Raw genomic sequence first — 23,355 nt, 5'->3', positions numbered from 1 at the left:
GCGAGCTCACAGGCTCACCGGCCGGGTGTGCCAGATCTCGTGGGCGTACTGCGCGATCGTGCGGTCGGACGAGAAGGCCCCCATGCCCGCCACGTTGAGGATCGCCATCCGGGTCCAGGCGTCGGCGTCGCGGTACAGCGCATCGACCTGGTCCTGCGCCACCACATAGCTCGCATAGTCGGCCAGCAGCAGGTAGTGGTCGCCCCAGCTCACCAGGGCGTCGAAGATCTGCTGGTAGCGCGACGGCTCGGTGGGCGAGAACAGGCCGTCGCGGATGCTGTCGAGCGTGCGCTGCAATTCCGGGTCGGCCTCGTAGAACTGCCGCGGCTGGTAGCCGCTGGCGCGGATGTGGGCGACCTCGGGCGTGGTGTTGCCGAAGATGAAGAAGTTCTCCGGTCCGACCGCCTCGCGCATCTCGACGTTGGCGCCGTCGAGCGTGCCGATGGTCAGCGCGCCGTTGAGCGCGAACTTCATGTTGCCGGTGCCCGAGGCCTCGGTGCCGGCGGTGGAGATCTGTTCCGACAGGTCGGCCGCCGGCATGATCACCTCGGCCAGGCTCACGCTGTAGTTCGGCACGAACACCACCTTCAGCAGCTTGTCGACGCGCTCGTCGGCATTGATCACCTTGGCCACGTCGTTGATCAGCCGGATCACCAGCTTGGCCATCTGGTAGGCCGAGGCCGCCTTGCCGGCGAACACCACCACGCGCGGCACATGGCTCGCGTCCGGCGCCGCAAGGATGCGGTGGTAGCGCGTGACCACGTGCAGCACGTTGAGCAATTGGCGCTTGTACTCGTGCATGCGCTTGACCTGGACGTCGAACAGCGCGTCGGTGTCGACGTCGATGCGCATGTGCTCGCCGATCCAGTTGGCCAGCCGCAGCTTGTTTTCGCGCTTGGCGTGCCGGAAGGCGCGCACGAAGGCCGGCTGCTGCGCCATCGGCCGCAGCGCCTCCAGTTGCGTCAGATCGCGCCGCCACCCGCGGCCGATGCGCGTGTCGAGCAGGCGGGCCAGCGGCGGATTCGCCTGCGCCAGCCAGCGGCGCGGCGTCACGCCGTTGGTCTTGTTGTTGAAGCGCTCGGGAAAGAGCTTGTTGAAATCGGCAAAGATCGACTGCTTCATGAGCTCCGAGTGCAGCCCCGAGACGCCGTTGATCGAATGGCTCGCGAGCACCGCCACGTAGGCCATGCGCACGCGCCGCTCGCCCGATTCGTCGATCAGCGACAGCCGCCGCAGCAGCTCGACGTCGTGGCCGTGCGCCTGGGTCACGCCGGCGAGAAAGCGCGCGTTCATGTCGAACAGGATCTGCAGGTGGCGCGGCAGGATGCGCCCGAACATCTCGACCGGCCAGGTCTCCAGCGCCTCGTGCATCAGCGTGTGGTTGGTGTAGCTGAAGACCTTCTGGGTGTGGGCCCAGGCGGTGTCCCACGGCAGACCATGGTCGTCGATCAGCAGCCGCATCAGTTCGGGCACCGCCAGCACCGGATGGGTGTCGTTGAGGTGGATGCCGACCTGGTCGGGCAGGGCGTCGAAGTCGGTGTGGTTGCGCAGGTAGCGCCTGAGCAGGTCCTGCACGCTGGCGCTGACGAAGAAGTATTCCTGGTGCAGCCGCAGCTCGCGGCCCGAGGGCGTGGAGTCGTCGGGGTAGAGCACGCGCGAGACGTTCTCCGAATGGTTCTTGCTTTCCACCGCCTCCATGTAGTTGCCGCGGTTGAAGGCCGACAGGTCGATCTCCTCGGTGGCCCGCGCCGACCACAGGCGCAGCGTGTTGGTGGCCTGGGTGCCATAGCCCGGGATGATGGTGTCGTAGGCCACCGCCAGCACGTCGTGGGTGTCGATCCAGTTGGCGGCGCCATAGGGCGCGCCCTTGCCGTCGCGCCGCTGCACGTGGCCGCCGAAGCGCACGCGGTAGGTGACTTCGGGGCGCTGGAATTCCCACGGGTTGCCGCGCGTGAGCCAGTAGTCGGGCGTCTCGACCTGCTGGCCGTCGACGATGCGCTGGCGGAACATCCCGTACTCGTAGCGGATGCCGTAGCCCAGGCCCGGCACGCCGAGCGTGGCCATCGAGTCGAGGAAGCAGGCCGCGAGCCGGCCGAGGCCGCCATTGCCCAGGGCGGCGTCGGGCTCGCGCTCGGCCAGCGCTTCGATGTCGACGCCGAAGTCGGCCAGCGCCTGCTTCACGGTGTCCTGCAGCTCCAGCGCCAGCAGCGCGTTGGTGAAGGTGCGCCCGATCAGGAATTCCATCGACAGGTAGTAGATGCGCTTGAGCCGCTGCGCATAGATCGCGCGCGTGGTCGCCATCCAGCGCTCCACCACCTGGTCGCGCACCGCCAGTGCGGTCGCGTGCAGCCAGTCGTCGAGGCTGGCCGCGACCGGGTCCTTGCCGACCGCGTAGATCAGCTTGTTGGCGACCGCGCGCTTGAAGGCCGCGACGTCGCGATCGGGATGGTCGTACTTGAAGTCTTCGAGGGTCATGGGGCGGTGTGGCGTGGGTGGAGCGGCATCAGGCCAGGGCTTCGGCGTAGATGGCGAGGTAGCGCGCGGCGGCGCTGCCCCAGTCTGCGGGCCGTCCCATCGCGCTGGCGCGCACCGCGCGCCAGTCGGACGGCCGCCGGTAGAGCGCGAAGGCGCGGCGGACCGCGCGGGCGTAGCTGTCGGCGTCGAAGTCCACGAACGAGAAACCGGTGGCCGTGCCGTCGGCCATGTCCTCCAGCGTGGCGTCGACCACCGTGTCGGCCAGTCCGCCGACACGGTGCACCAGCGGCAGGCTGCCGTACTTGAGGCCGTACATCTGGGTCAGGCCGCAGGGCTCGAACAACGAGGGCACCAGCGTGACGTCGCCGCCGCCGAACAGCCGGTGCGCCAGCGATTCGTTGTAGCCCACGGAGACGCTGACCGATCGCGGCGCGGCCGCCGCGCGCTCGCGGAAGGCCGTCTCCAGCACGGCGTCGCCGCTGCCGAGCAAGGCCAGTTGGCCGCCCTGCGCCAGCAGCGCGTCGAGGCCGCCGAGCACGAGGTGCAGGCCCTTTTGCTCGGTCAACCGGCTCACCACCACGAACAGCGGCGCGTCGGCGAGCGGCGCCAGGCCCAGTTCGTCCTGCAGCGCCGCCTTGCAACGGGCCTTGCCGGCCAGCCGCAGCGGGTCGTAGCGGTGCGGGATCAGGGCGTCCGTGGCCGGGTTCCAGACCTGGTCGTCGACGGCGTTGAGGATGCCGGAAAGCACGCCGGAGCGGCTGCGCAGCAGGCCGTCGAGTCCGCAGCCCTGCGCGGGGGTCTGGATCTCCCGCGCGTAGGTGGGGCTGACGGTCGTGAGGCGATCGGCGAAGCACAGGCCGCCTTTCATGAACGAGAGCTGGCCGTGGTATTCGAGCCCGTCGATCGAGAAGGCCGGGGCCGGCAGGCCGAGTTCGGCGAAATGGGAGGCTGCGAACAGCCCCTGGAAGGCCAGGTTGTGGACCGTGAACACGCTGCCGACACGCGGGCCGCCCGTGGGCGGCGCGAAGGCCATGTAGGCCGGCGCCAGCGCGGCGTGCCAGTCGTGCGCATGCACGATCTCGGGCCGCCAGGCGGCGTCGAGCCCCTGCGCGAGTTGCGCGGCGACCCAGCCGAGCAGCGCGAAGCGCCGGTGGTTGTCGCCATAGGGCTGGTGGCGCGGGTCCTCATAGGGATTGCCTGGGCGGTCGTAGAGCGACGGCGCGTCGATCAGGTAGGCAGGGATGTCCGGTGCCCCGGGGGTCGCGATGCGGCCGAGCAGCAGCAGCGCAGGCTCGCCCCAGGGCGCCCTGAACCCCGCCACCGGCGCCGTGTCGGCGACACCGGCGACGATCGCCGGGAAGCCCGGCAACAGCACCCGCGCGTCCTGGCCGGCTGCCTTCAGCGCCAGCGGCATCGCGCCCGCGATGTCGGCCAGCCCGCCGGTCTTGAGCAGGGGAAAGAGCTCGGCGCTGACCTGGAGGATCTTCATTGCAGGCGCTTGAGCATCTCGCGCGTGACCAGCACCACGCCGCCCTCGGTGCGCTCGAAGCGCGCGGCGTCGGCCGCCGGATCCTCGCCGATCACCATCTCCTCGGGGAGCACGCAGGCGCGGTCGATCACCACCCGGTGGAGCCGGCAACCGCGGCCGATCTCCACGTCCGGCAGCAGCACCGCCTCGTTGATCTCGCAGAAGGAATGCACCCGCACGCCCGAGAACAGCACCGAGCTGCTGACCTTGGAGCCCGACACGATGCAGCCGCCCGAGATGATGGTGTTGACCGTCATGCCATGCTTGCCGTCGCGATCGAGCACGAACTTGGCCGGCGGCAGCTGCCGCTGGTAGGTCCAGATTGGCCAGTCGGTGTCATAGATGTCGAGCTCCGGGGTGATCGAGGCAAGGTCCAGGTTGGCTGCCCAGAATGCATCAATCGTGCCCACGTCGCGCCAATAGGCGTGGGCGTCCCCGCCGCCGCGGCGGGCCCGGGTCACGCAGGACATGGCGAAGGGATGCGCCAGGGCGCGGCCCTCGGCGACCGCGCGCGGGATGATGTCCTTGCCGAAATCGTGGCTGGAATGGGGGTTGGCGCTGTCCTCCTCGAGCAGCCGGTAGAGGTACTCGGAATCGAAGACGTAGATGCCCATGCTGGCCAGCGCGATGTCGGGATTCCCGGGCATGGCCGGTGGATCGGCCGGCTTTTCGAGGAAGGCGGTGATCTTGCGCTCGTCGTCGATCGCCATCACGCCGAAGGCCGTCGCCTCCATCCGCGGCACCTCGATGCAGCCGACCGTGCAGCCGCGGCCGCTGGCCACGTGGTCGGTCAGCATGATCGAGTAGTCCATCTTGTAGACATGGTCGCCGGCCAGCACGACCACGTAGTCGTGCGGCGTCGAACGGGTCTGGATGATGTCGAGGTTCTGGTAGACGGCATCGGCCGTGCCGCGGTACCAGTGCTCGTCGCCGACGCGCTGCTGGGCCGGCAACACGTCGACCATCTCGTTCAGCTCGGCGCGCAGGAAGCTCCAGCCGCGCTGCAGGTGGCGCATCAGCGAATGCGATTTGTATTGCGTGACGACCGCCATCCGCCGGATGCCCGAGTTGAGGCAGTTGGAGAGCGCGAAATCGATGATGCGGAACTTGCCGCCGAAATAGACCGCCGGTTTGGCGCGGCGGTCGGTGAGCTGCTTGAGCCGCGACCCGCGTCCGCCCGCCAGCACCAGGGCGATGGTGCGGCGCACGAGTTGATGGGCCTGCAGGGTCGGTTGCGAGATGTCCGCCATCTTGAGCCTCCGTTGGTTTTCTTCCGGTGAATCCAGCCTAGCACTCCGGCGCTGTTCCGGCCGCGCTGTTTTTCGCCACCCAGAGGCTGCCGGGCGGCAGTCTCTGGGTCTCGCCGAGCGGCGAGGCGGGCGGGGTGCCGTCCTTGGCCTCGCTCGCCAGCCGGCCCAGCCAGCGTCCGGGCGGCAGCCTGAAGTCGACCTCGGCCTCTTCGGCGTTGACCAGAACCAGCCAGCTTGCGGCCGGTGTCGCGGCTTCGAAAAGGATCGCCAGCGCATGCCGGTCGCCGCGCTCCCAGTCGATGGGGGTCATCGCGTGGCCTTCGGGCGCCAGCCAGCGCAGCGCGGCGGCGCCTGGCTCGGGGACGGCCGGCCACCAGCGCGTGCTGCGCAGCGGCTCGGCTTCGCGGCGCAGGGCCAGCACCCGGCCGACGAAGGCGGCCAGGCCGCCGTCGTCGCGGCGCCAGTCCAGCCAGGTGGTGTCGTTGTCCTGGCAATAGGCGTTGTTGTTGCCGCGCTGCGTGTGGTCGAGCTCGTCGCCGGCCAACAGCATCGGCGTGCCCTGCGCGAGCAGCAGCGCCGCCAGCAGCACGCGCTGCAGCCGATGTCGCTCGGCCAGCACGGCCGGATCATCGGTCTCGCCTTCGACGCCGCAGTTGCGGCTCAGGTTGTGGCCGTGGCCGTCGCGGTTGCCCTCGCCGTTGGCGAGGTTGTGGCGCTCGTTGTAGCTGAGCAGGTCGCGCAGCGTGAAGCCGTCGTGGGCGGTGACGAAGTTGACGCTGGCGGTCGGGCTTCGGCCGTGGTGGGCGAATTCGTCGCTCGAGCCGGTGAAGCGCTGGGCGAACGCGCCGAGGCGCGCGCTGCGATGCAGCCAGAGGCCGCGCTGGGTGTCGCGGAAGCGGTCGTTCCATTCGAGCCAGCCGGGCGGGAACTGGCCGAGCCGGTAGCCGCCCGGCCCGATGTCCCACGGCTCGGCGATCAGCAGCGTGCGCGCCAGCACCGGATCCTGGGCCATGCAGGCCAGCAGCGGGGCCCGCGGGTCGAATTCGCCGCCGCTGCGGCGCGCCAGGATCGGCGCCAGGTCGAAGCGGAAACCGTCGACCCCGAGTTCGGTGACCCAGTGGCGCAGGCTGTCCATCACCAGCTGCACCACCCGCGGCTCGGCCAGGTTCAGGCAGTTGCCGCAGCCGGTCCAGTTCTCGTACAGCGCGCGGTCGTCCGGCCGCAGGTGGTAGTAGAGCGCGTTGTCGATGCCGCGCAGGCTCAGCGTCGGCCCCAGTTCGTCGGTTTCGCCGCTGTGGTTGAAGACCACGTCGATCACCAGTTCCAGGCCGCGGGCGTGGACCGCGTCGGCCATGGCCCGGAATTCGGTCGAGGGCGTGGTGCCGGGGCGCCCGCTCCAATAGCGCGTCTCGGGCGCCGACCAGCCGATCGGGCTGTAGCCCCAGTAGTTGCTGAGGCCTTGTGCGAGCAGCCGCGACTCGTCGGCCCGGTGCTGCACCGGCATCAGGTTCAGCGTGGTGACGCCGAGCCGCTGGAGGTGGTCCAGCACGGCCGGCTCGGCCAGGCCGGCGTAGCTGCCGCGCAGGGCGGCGGGCACCATGGGGTGGCGCCGGGTCTGGCCGCGCACGTGCAGTTCGTAAAGCACGCGGTCGCCTGCGGCGACGCGCGGCCGCCGCGCGGGGCCCGACGGCGGCAGCGGCGCGGTGACACAGGCCTTGAGCGCGACGGCGGCGTTGTCGCGGCGGTCGCGCTGCGCCGGCTGCCCGGGGTCGTGGCCGAGGAACAGGTCTTCGCCGCCATAGCGGCCGACCACCTCGCGGGCATAGGGGTCGAGCAGCAGCTTGGCCGGGTTGAAGCGCAGGCCCTCGTGCGGCGACCACGGGCCGTGGACGCGCCAGCCGTAGACCAGGCCCGGGCGGGCGCCGGCAAGGCGCATGTGCCAGACGCCGTCGGTCCGGCTGCGCAGGGCGAGGCGCTGCTGCTCGTGCTCGCCGGTGGCGTCGAAGAGGCATAGCTCGACGGCGGCGGCGTTGGGGGCGACCAGCGCGAAGTTGACGCCGTCGGGGCCCGGGGTGGCGCCCAGGGGGTAGGGGCTGCCGTCGCTCACTCCAGGACCCACATCACGGTCGCCAGCGGGGGCATCGACATCCCGGCCGACTGCGCCTGCCCGTGCCAGGGCACCGGTTCGCTCGCGATCACGCCGTTCCCCACCCCGCTGCCGCCGTAGACGTGGTTGTCGGTGTTGATGATCTCCCGGTAGCTGCCGGCCGCCGGCAGCCCGAGCCGGTAGCCGATCCGCGGCACCGGCGTGAAATTGCACGCCACCACCACGAAGCTGCCGTCGCGCGCCCGCCGGACGAAGGAGAACACCGACTGGTCGGCGTCGCTGTGGCAGATCCATTCGAAGCCGACGGCCTCGCAGTCGAGCTCATGCAGCGCCGGGTAGTGGCGGTACACGTTGTTGAGGTCGCGCACCAGCCGCCGGACGCCCTGGTGCGGCGCCTGCTCCAGCAGGTGCCAGTCGAGGCTCTGGTCGGCATTCCATTCGGCGTCCTGCGCGAACTCGCCGCCCATGAACAGCAGCTTCTTGCCGGGATAGGCCCAGAGGTAGCCGTAGAGGTTGCGCAGCCCGGCGAACTTCTGCCAGCTGTCGCCCGGCATGCGCCCGAGCATCGAACCCTTGCCGTGCACCACCTCGTCGTGCGAGAGCGGCAGCACGAAGTTCTCGCTGTGGGCGTACATCAGGCCGAAGGTGATCTTCTGGTGATGATGCTTGCGGTAGATCGGGTTGATGCCGGTGTAGGCCAGCGTGTCGTTCATCCAGCCCATGTTCCATTTGTAGTGGAAGCCGAGGCCGCCGTGCTCCGGCGGTTGCGTGACGCCGGGGAAGCTGGTCGACTCCTCGGCGATGGTGACGGCTCCTGGACGCTCGACGCCGACCACGCGGTTCATGCGGCGCAGGAACTCGATCGCCTCGAGGTTCTCGCGCCCGCCCTCGGCGTTGGGTACCCATTCGCCGGGCTTGCGGCTGTAGTCGCGGTAGAGCATCGAGGCCACCGCATCGACCCGCAGGCCGTCGATGCCGTAGCGCTCGAGCCAGTAGAGCGCGTTGCCGACCAGGTAGTTGCGCACCTCGACCCGGGCGTAGTTGAAGATCAGCGTCTGCCAGTCGTTGTGGAAGCCCTCGCGCGGGTCGGCGTATTCGTAGAGCGCGGTGCCGTCGAAGCCCGCGAGGCCGTGCGCGTCGGTCGGGAAGTGCGCCGGCACCCAGTCGAGGATCACGCCCAGCCCCGCCGCATGCGCGGCCTCGACGAAGGCGCGGAAATCTCCCGGCGTGCCGAAGCGCGAGGTCGGCGCATAGAGCCCGATCGGCTGGTAGCCCCAGGAGCCGTCGAAGGGATGCTCGCTGACCGGCAGCAGCTCGATATGAGTGAAGCCCATGTCGCGCGCGTAGGGCACCAGCGTCGCGGCTAGCTCGCGGTAGTCGAGCCATTCATGGCCGTTCTTGCGCCGCCACGAGCCCAGGTGAACCTCGTAGATGCTGACCGGCGCATCGCGCGCATTGGCTTCGGCGCGTCCGGGCGGGAGCGGCACCGGCGTCGGCAGCGGTTGCACGACGCAGGCGGTATCGGGCCGCAGGCGGGCCGAGAATCCGAAGGGGTCGGTCTTGCGCAGCACCTGGCCCTCGGCCGACAGGATCTCGAACTCGTAGGCGTCGCCCGGTGCCACCTGGGGCGCGAAGATCTCCCAGACGCCGCACTCGCGGCGCAGCCGCATCATGTGGCGCCGGCCGTCCCATTGGTTGAAGTCGCCGACCACCGAGACCCGGCGTGCATTCGGCGCCCAGACCGCGAACGCGACGCCGCGCACCCCCTCGATCTCGCGCAGGTGGGCGCCGAGTTGCTCGAAGGGCCGCAGGTGCGTGCCCTCGGCCAGCAGCCAGACGTCGGTGGCGCCGAGCACCGGCGGAAAGCGGTAAGGATCCTCGAGCATCGAGCCGTGCGAGCCCCAGTCGACCTCGAGGCGATAGCCGAGCCGGGCCTCCGAGGCCGGGACCAGGGCCGCGAACAGGTCGCTGTCGCCCTGGCGGTCGAGCTGGGCCAGCGGCCAGCCCGAGCCCGAGTGCAGCACCGCCACGGCCTGCGCGCCCGGCAGCAGCGCCCGCACCCACAGGCCCTCGTCGTCCTGGTGCGGGCCGAGCACGGCGAAGGGATCGCCGTGCTCGGCCCGCATCAGGGCGCGGACTTCGGCTTCAGGCAGCATCGCGTGGTTCTCCGAAGAAGACGCCGAACGGTGGCAGCGAGAGTGTGCGCCCATCGAGCCGCGCGCCGTCGAACGGCGACCCGGCCGGCGCCGCGAGCGGCTGGTGCAGGGCCAGCACGGCCGGTTCGTCCGAGAGGTTGAACACCGCCTGCAGCGCCCGGTCGCCATCGCGGCGCTCGAACCACAGGAGCGGCTCCGGCGCGTCGAGGAACCTGATGGCGCCGGTGCGCAGCAGCGGCTGGCCGCGGCGCCAGTGCAGCAGCGCACGGCTGAAGGCGAGCATCGACTGCGGATCGCCGGCCTGGCGGTCGATCGCCAGCGGCAGGTGGGTCTCGGACACCGGCAGCCAGGGCTGGCCGTCCGTGAAGCCCGCGTGCGCCTGGCCGGCCAGCCACGGTATCGGGGTGCGGCAGCCGTCGCGGCCCTTGAATTCGGGCCAGAAGGCGAGCCCGTACGGATCCTGCAGCCGCTCGAACGGCACCTCCGCCTCGGGCAGGCCGAGTTCCTCGCCCTGGTAGATGCTGGCGCTCCCGCGCAGCGACAGCAGCAGCGCCAGCCACAGCCGATCGCGCCGGGTATCGGCCGAGCCGCTGGTGTTCCAGCGGCTGGCGACCCGCGGGACGTCGTGGTTCGAGACCGCCCAGCAGCCCCAGCCGTCGGTGGCCGCCAGCGCGCTGTCCAGCGCCTCGACCTGCTCCCGCAGGTGGCGCGCACTGTGCTCGCTGGTCAGCAGGCTGAAGCTGTAGGCCAGGTGCAGCCGCTTGCCGCGCTCGGTGTAGCGGGCCATCACGGGCGGCGCGTTCTCGTCGCCGACCTCGCCCAGCGCGACCGCGCCGTAGCCGTCGAGCAGGCGGCGCAGCCGCTCGAGGAACAGCAGGTTCTCGGGCTGGCTCTTGTCGTGCAGGTGCTGCTGCATCGCATAGGGGTTGTCGGCGCGCACCGTGCTCACGGCGCCGCCGCCGGCCGGCGGGTTGTCGCGCAATTGCGCATCGTGGAACTGGTGGTTGCAGGCGTCGAAGCGGAAGCCGTCGACGCCTCGCTCGCACCAGAAGCGCACCTCGTCGAGCAGCGCGTCCCGCACCGCCGGGCAGTGGAAATTGAGGTCGGGCTGCTCGGCCAGGAAGCTGTGCAGGTAGTACTGGCGCCGACGCGAGTCCCACTGCCAGGCCGTGCCGCCGAACACCGACAGCCAGTTGTTGGGCGGCGTGCCGTCGGGCTTCGGGTCGGCCCAGACATACCAGTCGGCCTGCGGATTCGTGCGGCTGGCGCGGCTGGCCGTGAACCAGGCGTGCTGGTCGGAGGTGTGGGAGAGCACCTGGTCGATGATCAGCCTGAGGCCGAGCGCGTGAGCCCGCGCCAGCAGGGCGTCGAAGTCGTCCAGGGTGCCGAACATCGGGTCGACCGACCGGTAGTCGGACACGTCGTAGCCGAAATCCTTCATCGGCGACCGGAAGAAAGGCGAGATCCAGATCGCGTCCGCCCCCAGTTCGGCCACGTGGTCGAGCCGGGCGGTGATGCCCGGCAGGTCGCCGATGCCGTCGCCGTTGCTGTCCATGAAGCTGCGCGGGTAGATCTGGTAGATCGCCGCGCCCCGCCACCAGTCATTGACCATGCCTGCCTCTCGGGTTCGAAAACATTGTGGCATGCGAGAACTGGGCCATCCCCGCAACCGCGATAATCCCATTCCCCCGGCCGCCTGGCGCCGGGCCGTTGCCGAGTGCCAAGAGTGCCAATGAACCCCAGCTACAAACCCGCCGACGTCGAGTCCGCCGCCCAGGCCCACTGGAACGCGGCCGACGCCTACCGCGTGACCGAGGACGCGCGCAAGAAGAAGTACTACGCCTGTTCGATGCTGCCCTACCCCAGCGGCAAGCTGCACATGGGCCACGTGCGCAACTACACCATCAACGACATGCTCACGCGCTACCTGCGCATGAGCGGTTACAACGTCCTGATGCCGATGGGCTGGGACGCCTTCGGCCTGCCGGCCGAGAACGCGGCACTCAAGAACGGCGTGCCGCCGGCCAAGTGGACCTACGAGAACATCGGCTACATGAAGGGCCAGCTGCAGGCCATGGGGCTGGCGATCGACTGGAGCCGCGAGATCGCGACCTGCGATCCGAGCTACTACAAGTGGAACCAGTGGCTGTTCCTCAAGATGCTCGAGAAGGGCATCGCCTATCGCAAGACGCAGGTCGTCAACTGGGACCCGGTCGACCAGACCGTGCTGGCCAACGAGCAGGTGATCGACGGCAAGGGCTGGCGCACCGGCGCCACCGTGGAGCGGCGCGAGATCCCGGGCTATTACCTCAAGATCAGCGACTACGCCGAAGAACTGCTCGAGCACACCCAGCACAAGCTGCCGGGCTGGCCCGAGCGCGTCAAGCTGATGCAGGAGAATTGGATCGGCAAGAGCGAAGGCGTGCGCTTCGCGTTCACGCACAAGATCAAGGACGAGAAGGGCGCGCTGATCCAGGGCGGCCGCATGTACGTCTTCACAACCCGTGCCGACACCATCATGGGCGTCACCTTCTGCGCCGTGGCGCCGGAGCACCCGCTGGCCGCGCACGCCGCGAAGTCGAACCCCGCGGTTGCGGCCTTCATCGCCGAATGCAAGGGCGGCGGCACCACCGAGGCCGAGCTCGCCACGCAGGAGAAGAAGGGCGTCCCCACCGGCCTGACCGTGATCCATCCGATCACCGAGGAGCCGATCCCGGTTTGGGTCGGCAACTACGTGCTGATCGGCTACGGCGACGGCGCCGTGATGGGCGTGCCGGCGCACGACGAGCGCGACTTCGCCTTCGCCAACAAGTACGGCATCGAGATCATCCAGGTCGTGCTGGTCGACGACGAGCCGCACTTCGACTACCACCGCTGGCAGGACTGGTACGCCGACAAGCAGCGCGGCGTGACCATCAACTCCGACAACTTCAGCGGCATGCACTACGCCGAGGCGGTCAAGGCGGTGGCCCATGCGCTCGGCCAGAAGGGCCTGGGCGAGATGCAGACCACCTGGCGACTGCGCGACTGGGGCGTGAGCCGCCAGCGCTACTGGGGCACGCCGATCCCGATCATCCATTGCGAGGAGCATGGCGCGGTGCCGGTGCCCGAGAAGGACCTGCCGGTCGTGCTGCCGACCGACTGCGTGCCCGACGGCTCGGGCAATCCGCTGGCCAAGCACGAGGGCTTCCATGCCGGCGTCGTCTGCCCGGTCTGCGGCAAGCCATCGCGCCGCGAGACCGACACGATGGATACCTTCGTCGACAGCTCGTGGTACTTCATGCGCTACTGCGATCCGACCAACGACGAGGCCATGGTGGCCGACGGCGCAAAGTACTGGATGCCGATGGACCAGTACATCGGGGGCATCGAGCACGCGATCCTGCACCTGCTCTACGCCCGCTTCTGGACCAAGGTGATGCGCGACCTCGGCCTGGTGAAGGTCGACGAGCCCTTCAGCAAGCTGCTGACGCAGGGCATGGTGCTCAACCACATCTTCTACAAGCGCAACGAGAAGGGCGGCAAGGACTACTTCCCGCCCTCCGAGGTGACGCCGGTGCTCGACGCCCAGGGCCGCATCAGCGGCGGCACCACGGCCGACGGCACGCAGGTCGACTACGGCGGCGTCGGCAAGATGGGCAAGAGCGAGCGCAACGGCGTCGATCCGCAGGACCTGATCGAGAAGTACGGCGCCGACACGGCGCGGCTCTACACCATGTTCACCGCGCCGCCCGAGGCCACCCTGGAGTGGAACGATGCCGCGGTCGAGGGCAGCTACCGCTTCCTGCGCCGGGTCTGGAATTTCGGCGTCGCGCAGCATGGCGCGGCGGCCGATGCCGGCCACGCGGCCCAGCCGCCGGTCTACGGCAAGGAGGCCAAGGCCCTGCGGCGCGAGCTGCACACCGTGCTGCGGCAGATCGACTACGACTACCAGCGCATGCAGTACAACACCGTGGTGTCGGGCGCGATGAAGCTGCTCAACGCGCTCGAAGGCTTCAAGCCGGCGGCGGCCGATGCGGGCGACCGCGCGGCGCTGCGCGAGGGCTTCGGGCTCCTGCTGCGCTGCCTCTACCCGGCGACGCCGCACATCACGCACCAGCTCTGGCACGAGCTCGGCTATGACAAGGACCAGGGTGGGCTGCTCGACGCCGCCTGGCCGGTGGTCGACGTCGGCGCGCTCGCACAGGACGAGATCGAGCTGATGCTGCAGATCAACGGCAAGCTGCGCGGCGCGCTGCGGGTGCCGGCCGGCGCCAGCAAGCAGGAGATCGAGGACATCGCGCTCGCCTGCGAGGCCTTCGTGCAGCATGCTGCGGGCGTGGCCGCCAAGCGCGTGATCGTGGTGCCGGGCCGGCTGGTCAACGTGGTGCTATGAGTCGGGCGATCGGACGCTCGCCGCTGCCGCGGCGCGGCTTTCTGGCCGTCGGGGCAGCCCTGGCCCTGGCGGGCTGCGGCTTCGAATTGCGCAAGGCACCGACGTTTGCCTTCAACAGCATTGCCGTGATGGGCAATTCCCCGTTCTCGAACTACCTGCGGCGCCAGCTCAGGGCCGCCGGGACCGTGGAGGTGTTGCCCGCCGACCAGGCCGAAAAGGCCGACGCGGTGCTGGAGCTCCTCGGCGAGAGCCGCAACAACGTCGTGCTGTCCACCACGCCCGACGGCCAGGTGCGCGAACTGCAACTGATCCTGACCCTGCGCTTCAGGGTGCGAGGCCAGGGCGGCAAGGAACTGCTCGGACCGACCGAGATCCAGCAGTCGCGCGACATCACCTACAACGAGACCGCCGCACTCGCCAAGGAAGGCGAGGCCGAGCTGCTGTATCGCGACATGCAGAGCGACATCGCCCAGCAAGTACTGCGCCGCCTGGCCGCCATCAAGGCCTTCTGAAAGCCGCCGTGCAACTGGCGACCTCGCAACTCTCCGCCCACCTCGCGAAGCGGGTGGCGCCGCTCTACGCCATCCATGGCGACGAGCCGCTGCTGGCGCAGGAGGCGGCCGATGCGATCCGCGCCGCGGCGCGCACCCAGGGCTATACCGAACGCAGTTCGTACACCGTGGCCGGCGCGCACTTCGACTGGAGCGCGGTGCTTGCGGCGGGCGGCTCCCTGAGCCTGTTCGCCGACCGCCAGATCGTCGAGATCCGCATCCCCTCGGGCAAGCCCGGCAAGGACGGCAGCGCCGCGCTGCAGCAGATCGCCGAGGCCGCGCCCGGCAACGACAGCACCCTCACGCTGGTGCTGCTGCCGCGGCTGGACAAGGCGACCCGCAGCGCCGCCTGGTTCGCGGCGCTCGAGAACCACGGCGTCAGCCTGCAGATCGAGACCATCGAGCGCGCCGCGCTGCCCCCATGGATCGCGCAACGGCTTGCTCTGCAGGGCCAGCGCGTGAAGGCCGGCGAGGAGGGCCAGCGCACGCTGCAGTTCTTCGCCGACCGCGTGGAGGGCAACCTGCTGGCCGCGCACCAGGAGATCCAGAAGCTCGCGCTGCTGCATCCCGAGGGCGAGCTCGGCTGGGAACAGGTCGAGGGCGCGGTCAACAACGTCGCGCGCTACGACGTCTTCAAGCTGTCGGAAGCGGTGCTGGCCGGCAACCCGCAGCGCGTGGCGCGCATGCTCGACGGCCTGCAGGCCGAGGGCGAGGCCGAGGTGCTGGTGCACTACACGCTGGCCGAGGACATCCGGGCGCTGAAGCGCGTGAAGGACGCGATGGCGGCCGGCCGGCCGCTGCCGATGGCACTGCGCGAGAACCGCATCTGGGGGCCGCGCGAGCGTGCCTTCGAGCGGGTGCTGCCGCGCTTGGACGACCGGGCACTGGCGCGCATGCTGCGCGCCGCGCACCTGGTCGACGGCATCGTCAAGGGGCTCAAGCAGCCCGACTGGCCGGCCAATGGCTGGCAGGCGCTGCAGCGGCTGGCATTCATGCTGTGCCGGGCCTGCGCACCCAGGGGATGACCCTCCGAAGCGCGTCGTAGCGCTTCCTCCAAGTGGGCAACACCAGTGACCGATAAACAGGCGACTGCGTACGTTTTCTTTGGCTGCGCGCAGCGCCCCCGGCAGGGGGTGGGCGCCGGGACACGAAGTGCCGGGCAACCTGGGGGCGAGCTACTTTCCGCCCTCGCGGCACAATCCGGGGATGAATACGTTGAATGTCTCCGAGTACGTCCAGTCGCTCGGGCTGCAGGCCAAGCTGGCCTCGGCCCTGATGGCGCGGGCCGATGCCGCTACCAAGAACAAGGCACTCAAGGCGCTGGCGCGCCGACTGCGGGCCGCGGGCGAGCCGCTGGCCGAGGCCAATGAGAAGGATCTGGCGCGCGCGGTGGGCGCCGGCCTGTCGGCGCCGATGGTCGACCGCCTCAGGCTCACGCCGAAGGTCATCGAGACCGTCGCCCAGGGCTGCGAGCAGCTGGCCGCGATGTCCGACGTGATCGGCGAGGTCATCGGCATGAAACAGCAGCCCAGCGGCATCCGGGTCGGCCAGATGCGAGTGCCGATCGGGGTCTTCGGCATGATCTACGAGAGCCGGCCCAACGTGACCATCGAGGCCGCGAGCCTGGCGATCAAGAGCGGCAACGCGGCGATCCTGCGCGGCGGCTCGGAGGCGATCGAGTCGAACAAGGCGCTGGCCCGGCTGGTGGCCGAATCGCTCGAGGAGGCCGGCCTGCCGATCGATGCGGTGCAACTGGTCGGCACCACCGACCGCGAGGCCGTCGGCCAGTTGATCGCGATGCCCGAGTTCGTCGACGTCATCATTCCGCGTGGCGGCAAGGGGCTGATCGAGCGCATCAGCCGCGACGCCCGGGTGCCGGTGATCAAGCACCTGGACGGCAACTGCCACGTCTATGTGGACCACACGGCCGAGCTCGACATGGCGCTGAAGATCGTCGACAACGCCAAGACCCAGAAGTACAGCCCCTGCAACGCGGCCGAAGGCCTGCTGGTGGCCTCCTCGATCGCCGAGACCTTCCTGCCGGAGATCGGCGCGATCTTCGCGGCCAAGGGCGTGGAGATGCGCTGCGACCCGGCGGCCGCGCACATCCTGCGCGCCGAGAGCGCGCACCTGCCGGCCGGCAAGGTGATCGACGCGGTCGAGTCGGACTGGTCCGAGGAATACCTGGCCGCGGTCATCAGCATCAAGGTGGTCGAGGGCGTGGACGAAGCCATCGCGCACATCAACCGCTACTCGAGCCACCACACGGATGCGATCATCACGCGCGACCACATGAACGCCCAGCGCTTCCTGCGCGAGGTGGATTCGGCCAGCGTGATGGTCAACGCCAGCACCCGTTTCGCCGACGGCTTCGAGTTCGGCCTCGGCGCCGAAATCGGCATCAGCACGGACAAGTTCCATGCGCGCGGCCCGGTGGGAATCGAGGGACTGACGTCTCTCAAGTACGTGGTCCTGGGGCAAGGCGAAGTCCGGACCTAGCCCGGGCGACCGGCCGGCGCAGCCGGGCCCCTTGGTGAGACACCGTGGAACCGGCTTCGCCGGGCCACTGGTGTTGCCCCGGCAGGGGGGCGCCCGGACACGAAGTGCCGGGAAACCTGGGGGCGAGCCACATATGAAGCTTGTCATTGGAAGCAAAGCCCCAAAATCTACAATTCCGCCTAGCTAGCTCCAGATACAAATCCAACAAGGCCGCCGCATGGTCCCCCATCTCGTCACCGCCCTGACCGGCCCCATCAATGAACTCGAGCAGCGCGTCCTCGACTCGACGCCCGCCATCGAGCGCTGGTTCCGGCTCGAATGGATGGAGCACACGCCGCCCTTCTACAGCTCGGTCGACATCCGCAATGCCGGCTTCAAGCTGGCGCCGGTCGACACCAACCTCTATCCGGGCGGCTGGAACAACCTGACGCAGGAGATGCTGCCGCTGGCGGTGCAGGCGGCCCAGGCCGCGATCGAGAAGATCTGCCCCGAGGCGCGCAACCTGCTGGTGATTCCCGAGAACCATTCACGCAACACCTTCTACCTGGCCAACGTGGCCCAGCTGGTTCGGATCTTCCACATGGCCGGGCTCAACGTGCGCGTGGGCTCGATCGACCCGGCGATCAAGTCGCCGAAGAAGATCGAGTTGCCCAACGGCGAGACGGTCTGCCTGGAGCCGGTGGTGCGCAGCAAGCGCCGCCTGGGGCTGAAGCACTTCGACCCCTGCACGATCCTGCTCAACACCGACCTGTCGGCCGGCACGCCGGGCATCCTGGAAGACCTGCACGAGCAGTACCTGCTGCCGCCGCTGCACGCGGGCTGGTCGGTGCGCCGCAAGAGCAACCACTTCCACAGCTATGAGGAAGTGTCGAAGCGCTTCGGCAAGCTGCTGGGCATCGACCCCTGGCTCATCAACCCGATGTACGCCAAGGCCGCCGACGTCAGCTTCGCCACCGGCCAGGGCATCGACGTGCTGACCAGCCACGTCGACGCGCTGCTGACCAAGGTCCGCCGCAAGTACAAGGAATACGGGATCAACGAGAAGCCCTTCGTGGTCGTCAAGACCGACAACGGCACCGCCGGCCTGGGCGTCATGACGGTGCGCGACGCCAAGGAGATCGAAGCCCTGGTGCGCCGTCCGCGCGCCAGCAAGTCGGGCGTCTCCAGGGAGGGCCAGGAACTCGGCGACCTGATCGTCCAGGAAGGCGTGCTGACCAACGAGCGGGTGCACAACGGCGTCGCCGAGCCGGTGGTCTACATGATGGACCGCTACGTGGTCGGCGGCTTCTACCGGGTGCATGCGGAGCGCAAGCCGGACGAGAACCTCAACCTGCCGGGTGCCAGCTTCGTGCCGCTGGCATTTTCGGAGAGTGCGCACTTACCGCAACCCGGCGCCAAGCCCGGCGCGAGCGCGCCCAACCGCTTCTACATGTATGGCGTGATCGGCCGGCTCGCGATGGTGGCGGCCAGCTACGAACTCGAGGCCACCGATCCGGACGCCGAAGTTTATGAATGATTCCGGCTTATCGCTTGCAGGCGATCGCTACAACGGCAAAATAGCGACCCCATAACAACGCAAACGACAGGGTGGAAGGCGACGAAGCGGCCGAAGCGGGCCTCCGATGCGCCGCGCGGCGTGCTGCACGCCCGCGACCCTTTGCACCGAGCCCGTGTCCGCCCCTAAATCCTCCTCCGCTGCGCTGATCCTCGCGGCCATTGGTGTCGTCTACGGCGACATCGGCACGAGCGTCCTGTACGCGGTCAAGGAGGTGTTCGGCCACGGTCACGTCCCGTTCACGGTCGAGAACGTCTACGGCATCCTGTCGATGTTCTTCTGGACGCTGACGGTGATCGTCTCGTTGAAATACGTGGTGCTGGTGCTCAGGGCCGACAACGAGGGCGAGGGCGGGCTGGTGGCGATGCTCGCGCTGGCCTCGCAGGCGGTGGTCGACAAGCCGCGGCTGCGGCAGGTGCTGCTGGTGGTGGGCATCTTCGGCACCTCGCTCTTCTATGGCGACGGCGTCATCACGCCGGCGATCTCGGTGCTGTCGGCGGTCGAGGGCCTGGAGGTGGTGTCGCCGCAGTTCCGCCACTACGTGATCCCGATCACGCTGGTCGTGCTGTTCTGCCTGTTCGTGGTCCAGAAGCGGGGCACGGCGGGCATCGGCCGCTTCTTCGGCCCGGTGACGCTGGCCTGGTTCCTCGCGATCTCGCTGCTCGGCGTGTCGCAGATCATGACCCATCCCGAGATCCTCAAGGCGATGAGCCCGTATTACGCGCTGCGCTTCATGTGGGACAACCCGGGCACCAGCTTCATCATCCTGGGCGCCACCGTGCTGTGCGTGACCGGCGCCGAGGCGCTCTACGCCGACCTGGGCCACTTCGGCAAGCGCCCGATCCGCATCGCCTGGTTCTCGGTCGTCATGCCGGCGCTCACGCTCAACTACTTCGGCCAGGGCGCCCTGCTGCTGGAGAATCCGCTGGCGGTCAAGAACCCCTTCTTCATGATGGCGCCCGAGTGGGCGCTGCTGCCGCTGGTGTTCCTCGCGACGGCGGCCACCGTGATCGCTTCGCAGGCCCTGATCACCGGCGCCTTCAGCGTCACGCGCCAGGTGATCCAGCTCGGCTACCTGCCGCGCATGAACATCGAGCACACCAGCGTCCGCACGGCGGGCCAGATCTACATCCCGTTCGTCAACTGGGGGTTGTTCGTCGCGATCGTGCTGGCGGTCGTGATGTTCCGCTCGTCGAGCAATCTCGCGGCGGCCTATGGCATCGCCGTGACCACCGACATGCTGATCACCACGGTACTGACCTTCTTCGTGATCCGCTACGCCTGGAAGTACCCGCTGTTCCTGTGCATCGCGGCGACCGGCGCCTTCTTCGTGGTCGACTTCCTGTTCTTCGCCTCGAACCTGCTCAAACTGTTCGAAGGCGGATGGTTCCCGCTCCTGATCGGCGGCTCGATCTTCATGCTGATGATCACCTGGAAGGAAGGGCGCAGGCTGATGGGCGAGACCCAGCTGGCCGAGGCGATCGACCTGCGCGGCTTCCTCGACTCGGTCTTCGTGAGCCCGCCGGCGCGGGTCGACGGCACGGCGGTCTTCATGACCGCCGAGCCGGGCGTGGTGCCCAATGCGCTGCTGCACAACCTCAAGCACAACAAGGTGCTGCACGACCAGAACCTGTTCGTCACGGTGCGCAACCACGAGGTGCCGTGGATCCCGATGGACAAGCGCATCGAGATGGAGCCGCTGGGCCATCATTGCTGGCAGGTGATCGTGCACTACGGCTTCAAGAACGAGATCGACCTGCCGCGGGCACTCGAGAACGCGCGCCTGCGCGGCTGCCAGCTCGAGGCGATGGCGACCAGCTATTTCCTGTCGCGCGACGTCGTGATCCCGACGCTGGGCAGCGGCATGGCGCCCTGGCGCGAGAAGCTGTTCGCGCAGATGCACCACAACGCGAGCGGGGCGGCGGACTTCCTTGGACTTCCGAACAACGCCGTGGTGGAGCTTGGCTCGAAAATAGAGATCTAGCTCGCCCCCAAGGTTGGCTCACTTCGTGTAGCCGCCCCCCCACCGGGGGCAACACCAGCGGCCCGGCAAAGCCGGTTCCGCGGTGTTCCTGGAAGGGTGCGCCAACATCCCGGCACAATCCGGCGATGCGTTTTTTCAAGGATCTCAGCCTCTCGGCCTTCACCGCGGGCTTCGTCGCGGTGCTCGTGGGCTTCACGAGTTCCGTGGCGATCGTGTTCCAGGCCGCGCAGGCCTTCGGCGCCACGCCCGAGATGATTTCCTCCTGGATGTGGGCGCTGGGCCTGGGCATGGGCCTGGCCTCGGCGCTGCCCTCGCTGTGGTGGCGCAAGCCCGTGATGATTGCCTGGAGCACGCCCGGCGCCGCGGTGCTGGCGGTCGCGGGGGCCGGCTACAGCATGAACGAGGCGGTCGGCGCCTTCATCGTCTGCGCGCTGCTGATGACCCTGGCCGGCGCCACCGGCTGGTTCGAGCGCGTGATGAACAAGATCCCGATGGCGCTGGCCTCGGCACTGCTGGCCGGCGTGCTGGCGCGCTTCGGCCTGCAGGCCTTCATGGCCGCCCAGACCGCGCTGCCGCTGGTGCTGCTGATGCTCGGCACCTACCTTGCGGCCAAGCGCGCGTTGCCTCGCTACGCGGTGCCGCTGACGCTGGGGGTCGCGATCGCCTATGTGGCGGCGCGCGGCGAACTGGCCTGGGAAGCGGTGCATTTCAGCATCGCGCTGCCGGTGTTCACGATGCCGGTCTTCACCTGGCAGGCGGCGGTGAGCCTGGCGCTGCCTTTGTTCGTGGTGACGATGGCCTCGCAGAACCTGCCGGGCGTCGCCGCGATCCGCGCCGCGGGCTACGAGCTGCCGGTGTCGAAGCTGATCACGATCAGCGGCCTCTTCACGCTGGTGCTGGCGCCCTTCGGCGCCTTTGCGCTGAACCTGAGCGCGATCACGGCCGCGATCTGCATGGGCCGCGAAGCCCACGAGGACCCGGCGCGGCGCTACACCGCCGCGGTCAGCTGCGGCGCGATCTACGTGGTGATCGGCCTGTTCGGCGCCGCCGTCACGGGGCTGCTCACCGCCTTCCCGAAGGAGCTGGTCGCCGCCATTGCCGGCCTGGCGCTGCTGGGCACCATCGGCGGCGGGCTGGCGGCCGCGGTGCGCGACGAATCGCATCGCGAGGCGGCGCTGATCACCTTCCTGGTCACGCTCTCGGGCGTCACGCTGGCGGGCATCGGCTCGGCCTTCTGGGGCGTGGTGGCCGGCGCCCTGGCGCTCGGGGTCCAGCAACTCGGCCGCAAACCCCACACCGGCAAGGACATCGCGCCTGCCTGCAAGATCAGGCTCGACGAGCAACCGGCGCCCGAGCGGCCGGTCGCGGCATCCTCCTCCACGGCTTCGGCTCCCGCCACCGGAAAGACTTCCTGACATGCACATCCTCTTCGTTGCCGACCCGCTGGATCAGTTCAAGATCTACAAGGACACCACCTTCTCGATGATGCGCGAGGCCCAGCGGCGCGGCCACACGCTCTCGGTCTGCGAGCCGCGCCACCTGGGCTGGCAGCGCGGCCGGCCGGTGACCGCGATGGCGCGTGCGATCGTGCTGACGGGCGATCCCGACGACTGGTACCGCGAGGAGCCGGCCGCGGAGCGACCGCTCAAGGACTACGACGTCGTGCTGATGCGCAAGGACCCGCCCTTCGACGCCGAGTACATCTACGCCACCCACCTGCTCGAGCAGGCCGAGCGCGAAGGCGCCCGCGTGGTCAACAAGCCGCGGGCGCTGCGCGACCACCCCGAGAAGCTGGCGATCATGGAGTTCTCGGAATTCACCACGCCGACGCTGGTGACGCGCGATGCGGCGTCCGTGCGCGCCTTCCATGCCGAGCACCAGGACATCATCCTGAAGCCGCTCGACGGCATGGGCGGCATGGGCATCTTCCGGGTCAAAGGCGACGCGCTGAACCTCGGCTCGATCGTCGAGACGCTCAACAAGAACGGCGCCGAGACCATCATGGTGCAACGCTTCGTGCCGCAGATCTCCGAGGGCGACAAGCGCGTGCTCGTGATCGGCGGCCGCCCCGTGCCCTTCAGCCTGGCGCGCATCCCGCAGGGCACCGAGGTGCGCGGCAACCTCGCGGCCGGCGGCAAGGGCGTGGCGCAGCCGCTGACCGACGACGACCGCCGCATCGCCGAGGCGATCGGGCCGGTGCTGAGCCAGCGCGGCTTGCTGCTGATCGGCCTCGACGTGATCGGCGGCTCGCTGACCGAGATCAACGTCACCAGCCCGACCTGCTTCCAGGAGATCACCGAGCAGACCGGCTTCGATGTGCCGGCGATGTTCATCGATGCACTGGAGGCGGAATTGAAGTCGTGAGGGTCGAGCGCGGCTGGCGTGTGCGCCACTTCGCGCCCGGATCCGAGATGGCGCGGCGTCACGGGAGCAGCAGGTAGAACAGGCCGCCGAACAGCAGCCACTTGACGAGGTTGTCGCAGGGCTTGCTCCAGGCCTTGAAGCGCGGTCCGGCGAGGGCATCTCTCCGCCCTGATCGGGCCGCGGTGTTGCCGTTGCGCAAATCGCGCCGCTTTCGGCTGAAAGAAATGAAACCGAAGGTGGCTGCGCCGGGGTGCCGATACGCCCGGTTACGCGTGTACGAACCGGCGGGCGTGGCCGCACCTATGGTGCCTAGCTCAACTGGCTCCGGCTGAGGCTCTCATCAACGTCAAGAAAGTGAGGCTTTCATGTTCGACCGACGCACCTTCGCAGCTTGCTGCGTGCTTGCCCTCCCGTATGGCGCCTGCCTTGCGCAGACCACGTTCGCAGCGGACCAGTACTACGACAACCGCTGGTACATCACGCCCTTCGGGTCGTACATCCATCCGGACGG

General features: G+C 69.0%; 15 protein-coding genes. 8 read left to right on the top strand and 7 right to left on the bottom strand.

The genetic code is table 11. The features are described 5' to 3' along the window. Nucleotides 1–6: 6 nt before the first annotated feature. Genes AB4Z46_RS31880 through AB4Z46_RS31855 form a run of 6 tightly spaced genes read right to left on the bottom strand, consistent with a single transcriptional unit; the run spans nucleotide 7 to nucleotide 11,128 of the window. Nucleotides 7–2,475 (bottom strand): glycogen/starch/alpha-glucan phosphorylase, encoded by a 2,469-nt coding sequence (locus AB4Z46_RS31880; protein WP_442287571.1) that lies wholly within the window; start codon nucleotides 2,473–2,475, stop codon nucleotides 7–9. Nucleotides 2,476–2,503: 28 nt separating this feature from the next. Continuing rightward, a complete protein-coding gene (gene glgA / locus AB4Z46_RS31875; RefSeq protein ID WP_442287570.1) occupies nucleotides 2,504–3,964 on the bottom strand; it encodes a glycogen synthase GlgA in 1,461 nt (486 codons plus the stop codon). Then, a complete protein-coding gene (gene glgC, locus AB4Z46_RS31870; protein WP_442287569.1) occupies nucleotides 3,961–5,253 on the bottom strand; it encodes a glucose-1-phosphate adenylyltransferase in 1,293 nt (430 codons plus the stop codon). Before glgC ends, glgA begins: the two co-directional genes overlap by 4 nt. Before the next feature lie 37 nt (nucleotides 5,254–5,290). Further along, the gene (glgX, locus tag AB4Z46_RS31865; protein WP_442287568.1) at nucleotides 5,291–7,360 is read right to left on the bottom strand and encodes a glycogen debranching protein GlgX; all 2,070 of its coding nucleotides are present in this window, start codon (nucleotides 7,358–7,360) and stop codon (nucleotides 5,291–5,293) included. Next, complete coding sequence (glgB, locus tag AB4Z46_RS31860; protein ID WP_442287567.1) at nucleotides 7,357–9,516, bottom strand: 1,4-alpha-glucan branching protein GlgB; 2,160 nt, start codon at nucleotides 9,514–9,516, stop codon at nucleotides 7,357–7,359. Before glgB ends, glgX begins: the two co-directional genes overlap by 4 nt. Continuing rightward, on the bottom strand, nucleotides 9,506–11,128 hold the full coding sequence (locus AB4Z46_RS31855) for an alpha-glucosidase (protein ID WP_442287566.1): 1,623 nt from the start codon (nucleotides 11,126–11,128) through the stop codon (nucleotides 9,506–9,508). Before AB4Z46_RS31855 ends, glgB begins: the two co-directional genes overlap by 11 nt. Before the next feature lie 120 nt (nucleotides 11,129–11,248). Between AB4Z46_RS31855 and leuS the strand changes: the two genes are divergently transcribed. The 8 genes from leuS (at nucleotide 11,249) to gshB (ending at nucleotide 22,844) form a co-directional block, all read left to right on the top strand. Further along, nucleotides 11,249–13,891 carry a leucine--tRNA ligase gene (gene leuS, locus AB4Z46_RS31850; RefSeq protein ID WP_442287565.1) on the top strand — a complete coding sequence of 881 codons (2,643 nt, stop codon included), beginning with the start codon at nucleotides 11,249–11,251 and terminating at the stop codon, nucleotides 13,889–13,891. Next, the gene (locus AB4Z46_RS31845) at nucleotides 13,888–14,403 is read left to right on the top strand and encodes an LPS-assembly lipoprotein LptE (RefSeq protein WP_442287564.1); all 516 of its coding nucleotides are present in this window, start codon (nucleotides 13,888–13,890) and stop codon (nucleotides 14,401–14,403) included. The genes leuS and AB4Z46_RS31845 overlap by 4 nt, the downstream gene beginning before the upstream one ends. Nucleotides 14,404–14,411: 8 nt before the next feature. Further along, the gene (gene holA / locus AB4Z46_RS31840) at nucleotides 14,412–15,467 is read left to right on the top strand and encodes a DNA polymerase III subunit delta (RefSeq protein WP_442287563.1); all 1,056 of its coding nucleotides are present in this window, start codon (nucleotides 14,412–14,414) and stop codon (nucleotides 15,465–15,467) included. 181 nt (nucleotides 15,468–15,648) lie between these two features. Then, a complete protein-coding gene (locus AB4Z46_RS31835; RefSeq protein ID WP_442287562.1) occupies nucleotides 15,649–16,941 on the top strand; it encodes a glutamate-5-semialdehyde dehydrogenase in 1,293 nt (430 codons plus the stop codon). 217 nt (nucleotides 16,942–17,158) lie between these two features. Then, nucleotides 17,159–18,457, top strand: a complete 1,299-nt coding sequence (gene gshA, locus AB4Z46_RS31830) for a glutamate--cysteine ligase (RefSeq protein ID WP_442287561.1) — start codon at nucleotides 17,159–17,161, stop codon at nucleotides 18,455–18,457. A 154-nt stretch (nucleotides 18,458–18,611) separates the two neighbouring features. Beyond that, entirely contained in the window at nucleotides 18,612–20,480 is a 1,869-nt protein-coding gene (locus AB4Z46_RS31825) for a potassium transporter Kup (protein WP_442287560.1), read from the top strand. A 125-nt stretch (nucleotides 20,481–20,605) separates the two neighbouring features. Continuing rightward, nucleotides 20,606–21,895 (top strand): benzoate/H(+) symporter BenE family transporter, encoded by a 1,290-nt coding sequence (locus AB4Z46_RS31820; protein WP_442287559.1) that lies wholly within the window; start codon nucleotides 20,606–20,608, stop codon nucleotides 21,893–21,895. 1 nt (nucleotide 21,896) lies between these two features. Next, nucleotides 21,897–22,844, top strand: a complete 948-nt coding sequence (gene gshB / locus AB4Z46_RS31815) for a glutathione synthase (RefSeq protein WP_442287558.1) — start codon at nucleotides 21,897–21,899, stop codon at nucleotides 22,842–22,844. 58 nt (nucleotides 22,845–22,902) lie between these two features. Here the strand turns inward: gshB and AB4Z46_RS31810 are convergent, their stop codons facing one another. Continuing rightward, complete coding sequence (locus AB4Z46_RS31810) at nucleotides 22,903–23,043, bottom strand: hypothetical protein (RefSeq protein ID WP_442287557.1); 141 nt, start codon at nucleotides 23,041–23,043, stop codon at nucleotides 22,903–22,905. Between the last annotated feature and the right edge of the window lie 312 nt (nucleotides 23,044–23,355).

Origin of the sequence: Variovorax sp. M-6, from assembly GCF_052114385.1 — a bacterium.
GTDB lineage: Bacteria > Pseudomonadota > Gammaproteobacteria > Burkholderiales > Burkholderiaceae_C > Variovorax.
Note: the sequence above shows the minus strand (reverse complement) of the source record. Positions and strands in the feature narration are given on the sequence as shown.

Bases quoted from the DNA above. Each gene is read 5' to 3' on its own strand.
- gshA (WP_442287561.1), top strand. From the start codon at position 17,159: ATGGTCCCCCATCTCGTCACCGCCCTGACCGGCCCCATCAATGAACTC.
- AB4Z46_RS31880 (WP_442287571.1), bottom strand. From the start codon at position 2,475: ATGACCCTCGAAGACTTCAAGTACGACCATCCCGATCGCGACGTCGCG.
- AB4Z46_RS31835 (WP_442287562.1), top strand. From the start codon at position 15,649: ATGAATACGTTGAATGTCTCCGAGTACGTCCAGTCGCTCGGGCTGCAG.
- gshB (WP_442287558.1), top strand. From the start codon at position 21,897: ATGCACATCCTCTTCGTTGCCGACCCGCTGGATCAGTTCAAGATCTAC.
- glgA (WP_442287570.1), bottom strand. From the start codon at position 3,964: ATGAAGATCCTCCAGGTCAGCGCCGAGCTCTTTCCCCTGCTCAAGACC.
- glgB (WP_442287567.1), bottom strand. From the start codon at position 9,516: ATGCTGCCTGAAGCCGAAGTCCGCGCCCTGATGCGGGCCGAGCACGGC.
- leuS (WP_442287565.1), top strand. From the start codon at position 11,249: ATGAACCCCAGCTACAAACCCGCCGACGTCGAGTCCGCCGCCCAGGCC.
- AB4Z46_RS31820 (WP_442287559.1), top strand. From the start codon at position 20,606: ATGCGTTTTTTCAAGGATCTCAGCCTCTCGGCCTTCACCGCGGGCTTC.
- AB4Z46_RS31855 (WP_442287566.1), bottom strand. From the start codon at position 11,128: ATGGTCAATGACTGGTGGCGGGGCGCGGCGATCTACCAGATCTACCCG.
- glgC (WP_442287569.1), bottom strand. From the start codon at position 5,253: ATGGCGGACATCTCGCAACCGACCCTGCAGGCCCATCAACTCGTGCGC.
- AB4Z46_RS31845 (WP_442287564.1), top strand. From the start codon at position 13,888: ATGAGTCGGGCGATCGGACGCTCGCCGCTGCCGCGGCGCGGCTTTCTG.